Below are 4,208 nucleotides of genomic sequence, written 5' to 3'. Positions count from 1 at the left end.
GGAGGGTGTGCCCGGAGGTTCGGGTGCGCAGGGGGGCCGGGCTTCGGCGGCCACGTGGCCGGTGACGGCAGACAGATCGGTGAAGGTCAGCGTGCTGTCGGCGCCGATGACACCGGCGAGGACGGCCAGGGCGTCGGTGTCTGTGAGGCCGGTGAGTGCGGCAAGAGCTTCGGTGTCGGTGAGACCGGTCAGGGCGGACAGGGCATCGGTGTCCGAGAGACCGGTGAGAGCGGCCAGTGCTTCGGTGCCGACGAGGGCAGGAGCGGTGGTCGGGTCGTCCGCACCCGGAGGAGCCGTCGCGGCGGTCAGGGCGCGGGTGGCGGCGGAGCCGGTGGGCCGCCGTCCGCGTGCCAGGCGCTGCCGGAGGTCCGCCGTCGCGTGGCGCAGGGCCGAAGTGAAGGTGACGGGGACGCGAACCGTACTCGCGGCGGCCTCGAACGCCGGACCCGGCGGCAGTGCCACGCCTGGTGCCGTGCGGCTGAGGAGCGTGCGTATACCCATGCCCCGCATCTTTGCGAGCACGGGCAGCGGAGGCGCCTTCTCGGGGTCCACGCGAGTGACGGATCAGGGGGGCGGGGTGGGGCGGGTGGCCTGGGCGAGCAGGTGCCCCGGCCGAGGCGTGAATCCTGGTCCCGCCTCGGGCGGGACTCCAGCGCCCCCGGCTCAGGCGGGACTCCGGCGCCCGGCTCAGGCGGGCGGACGCCCCCGGCCCGGGCGAGACCTCGACGCCCCGGGTCAAGCGGGGACCTCGATACCTCCGGCTCAGGCGAGCCGCGGGGCCGGCCGGGGCAGAAAACCCTGGCGGGCCGGCGGAGCCGGAACCCGGGCTGCCGCGCTATCCCCCGGGCTGGCCATCCGAGCCCGGGCCCCCTCGCCGAGGCGCGACCCGGACCTCGGGAAACCCCACGCCACAGCGAACCGCAGGGTCCAGGGCAGAACCCCGGCGGGCCGACAGAACCGGAACCCGGGCTACCGCGCTATGCCCACGGGCCAGCCATGCGGACCCTGGCGCCCCCTGCCGAGGCGGGACCCGGACCTCGGGAAACCCCACGCCACAGCGAACCGCAGGGTCCAGGGCAGAACCTCGGCAGGCCGGCAGAGCCGGAACCCGGGCTGCCGCCATATCCCCCGGGGCCGACCATGCGAACCCGGGCACCCCCGCCGAGGCGCGACCCGGGCCACGGAAGACCCCACGCCACAGGCGAGCCGCAGGGTCCGGCCGAGGCGGAACCCGGGCTACCGCGGTATCTCCCCGGGTCGGCCATGCGAGCCCGGGCAACCCCCCGCCGGGGCGGGACCCGGAGCTCGGGACCCCCCTGCACGCCCGGGCCACCGCCCCCGATCCGTCCGCCCGGGTTAGTGCGCCGCCGACTCCCAGTCCGGGCCCGCGCCCACCGAGACGCCGAGCGGGACGCGGAGGTGGACGGCGTTCGCCATCTCGCGGCGGACCAGTTCCTCGGCGGCGGGCCGCTCCCCAGGGGCGATCTCCAGCACGATTTCGTCGTGGACCTGGAGGAGGATGCGGGAGGCGAGGCCCGCCTCCTTCAGGGCGTCGTCGACCTTGAGCATGGCGATCTTGACGATGTCGGCCGCGGTGCCCTGGATGGGCGCGTTGAGGGCCATCCGCTCGGCGGCCTCGCGACGCTGGCGGTTGTCGCTGTTGAGGTCGGGGAGGTAGCGGCGGCGTCCGAAGAGCGTCGCCGTGTAGCCCGTGGCCCGGGCCTCGTCGACCGCCCGGCGCAGATAATCCCGTACGCCGCCGAACCGCTCGAAGTACGCGTCCATCAGGGCGCGGGCCTCCGCCGCCTCGATGTTCAGCTGCTGGGAGAGGCCGAAGGCGGACAGTCCGTAGGCCAGGCCGTACGACATGGCCTTGATCTTGCGGCGCATCTCGGCGTCCACCGCGTCCGGCTCGACGGCGAAGACCTGGGAGGCGGCGGTGGTGTGCAGGTCCTCGCCGGAGGTGAAGGCCTCGATCAGGCCCTCGTCCTCGGAGAGGTGCGCCATCACGCGCAGCTCGATCTGGCTGTAGTCGGCCGTCATCAGCGACTCGAAGCCCTCGCCGACGACGAAACCGCGGCGGATGGCGCGGCCCTCGTCGGTGCGGACCGGGATGTTCTGCAGGTTCGGGTCGGTCGAGGACAGGCGGCCGGTGGCGGCGACCGTCTGGTTGAAGGTGGTGTGGATGCGGCCGTCGGCGGCGATCGTCTTGATCAGGCCCTCGACGGTCACGCGGAGCTTGGCCTGCTCACGGTGGCGGAGCATGATCACCGGAAGCTCGTTGTCCGTCTGGCCGGCGAGCCAGGCCAGGGCGTCGGCGTCCGTGGTGTAGCCGGTCTTGGTCCGCTTGGTCTTGGGCAGGGCCAGCTCGCCGAAGAGGACCTCCTGGAGTTGCTTGGGCGAGCCCAGGTTGAACTCGTGCCCGGCCGCCGCGTGGGCCTCCTTGACCGCCTGCTGAACCGCGCCGGCGAACATCTGCTCCATGGCCTCCAGGTGGGGCCGGTCCGCCGCGATGCCGTGCCGCTCCATGCGGGCGAGCAGCGCGGACGTGGGCAGCTCCATGTCGCGCAGCAGGTCGGCGGCGCCGACCTCCTCCAGGCGGCCCTCGAAGGCCTGGCCCAGGTCGAGGACGGCACGGGCCTGGATCATCAGGGCCTCGGCCTCGGCGCCGTCGTCGGCCCCGAAGGCGAGCTGGCCGTCGGCCGCGGCGGCCGGGGTCAGCTCGCGGTGCAGGTACTCCAGGGACAGCGCGTCCAGGTCGAAGGAGCGGCGGCCCGGCTTGACCAGGTAGGCGGCGAGCGCGGTGTCCATGCGCACGCCCTCGACACTCCAGCCGTGCTCGGCGAGGACGCGCATGGCGCCCTTGGCGTTGTGGAGGACCTTGGGCCGCTCGGCGTCGGCGAGCCAGGCCGCGAAGGCCCGCTCGTCGGCCTCGTCGAGCTCGGAGGGGTCGAACCAGGCGGCGGGGCCGTCGGGCGCGGCGAGGGCGACCTCGGCGACCGAGCCGGTGCCGAGCGCCCAGGTGTCGACCGTGGCGATGCCGAGGGGCTGCGTGCCGTGCTCGGTGAGCCAGGCGGACAGCTCGCCGGTGCCGAGCACCGTGCCGTCCAGCTCCACGCCCTCGGAGGCTACCGGGGTGGTCTCGGCCTCCTCGGCGCCCGGGTCGACGGCGAAGAGCCGCTCGCGCAGCGACGGGTTACGGATCTCCAGGGTGTCCAGGATCATCGCGACGGCCTTGCGGTCGTAGGCCGCGCGCTCCAGCTCGGCGACACCCTTGGGGAGCTCGACGCGGCGCTCCAGCTCGGTGAGCCTGCGGTTGAGCTTGACGGACTCCAGGTGGTCGCGGAGGTTCTGGCCGGCCTTGCCCTTGACCTCCTCGACGCGCTCGACGAGCTCGGCGAAGGAGCCGAACTGGTTGATCCACTTCGCGGCGGTCTTCTCGCCGACGCCGGGGATGCCGGGGAGGTTGTCGGAGGGGTCGCCGCGCAGGGCCGCGAAGTCGGGGTACTGCGCGGGCGTCAACCCGTACTTCTCGAATACCTTCTCCGGGGTGAAGCGGGTGAGCTCGGAGACGCCCTTGGTCGGGTACAGCACGGTCGTGTGCTCGCTGACCAGCTGGAAGGAGTCGCGGTCGCCGGTGACGATCAGCACCTCGAAGCCCTCGGCCTCGGCCTGGGTGGCGAGCGTGGCGATGACGTCGTCCGCCTCGAAGCCGTCCACCGCGAAGCGCTGGGCGCCCATCGCGTCCAGGAGCTCGCCGATCAGCTCGACCTGGCCCTTGAACTCGTCCGGGGTCTTGGAGCGGTTCGCCTTGTACTCCGTGAACTCCTGGGACCGCCAGGTCTTGCGGGAGACGTCGAAGGCGACCGCGAAGTGCGTGGGCGCCTCGTCGCGCAGCGTGTTGGCGAGCATCGACGCGAAGCCGTAGATCGCGTTCGTCGGCTGGCCCGTCGCGGTGGTGAAGTTCTCCGCGGGCAGCGCGAAGAACGCGCGGTAGGCCAGCGAGTGCCCGTCCATGAGCATCAGTCGCGGCCGGCTGCCGCCGGAGGTCTGGTCGGTCGTCTTCGATGCTGTCTCTGCCACGCCCCCGATCCTGCCACGCCCCACTGACACTCGACCCCGCCCCCGCGGCCGCCGGGCCCGGGCGCATCCCCGGGAGGCCCCGCTCGCCCCGCCGGGCCCGGCGGCCGCGGGGGCGGGGTCGAGTG

Annotated in this window: 1 protein-coding gene and 1 pseudogene; both read right to left on the bottom strand. The window is 73.6% G+C overall.

Annotation, left to right across the window (positions count from 1 at the left end):
* Positions 1–501 (bottom strand): annotated as a pseudogene (locus K4G64_RS38595) (hypothetical protein); the annotation flags it as partial.
* Between the two features lie 855 nt (positions 502–1,356).
* Positions 1,357–4,083 carry a DNA polymerase I gene (gene polA / locus K4G64_RS38590; protein ID WP_221760515.1) on the bottom strand — a complete coding sequence of 909 codons (2,727 nt, stop codon included), beginning with the start codon at positions 4,081–4,083 and terminating at the stop codon, positions 1,357–1,359.
* Positions 4,084–4,208: the final 125 nt, after the last annotated feature.

The sequence above is a fragment of the Streptomyces sp. WAC04114 genome (assembly GCF_019733245.1).
Classification (GTDB): Bacteria; Actinomycetota; Actinomycetes; order Streptomycetales; family Streptomycetaceae; genus Streptomyces; species Streptomyces massasporeus_A.
This window is presented reverse-complemented; position numbering and strand designations above follow the sequence as displayed.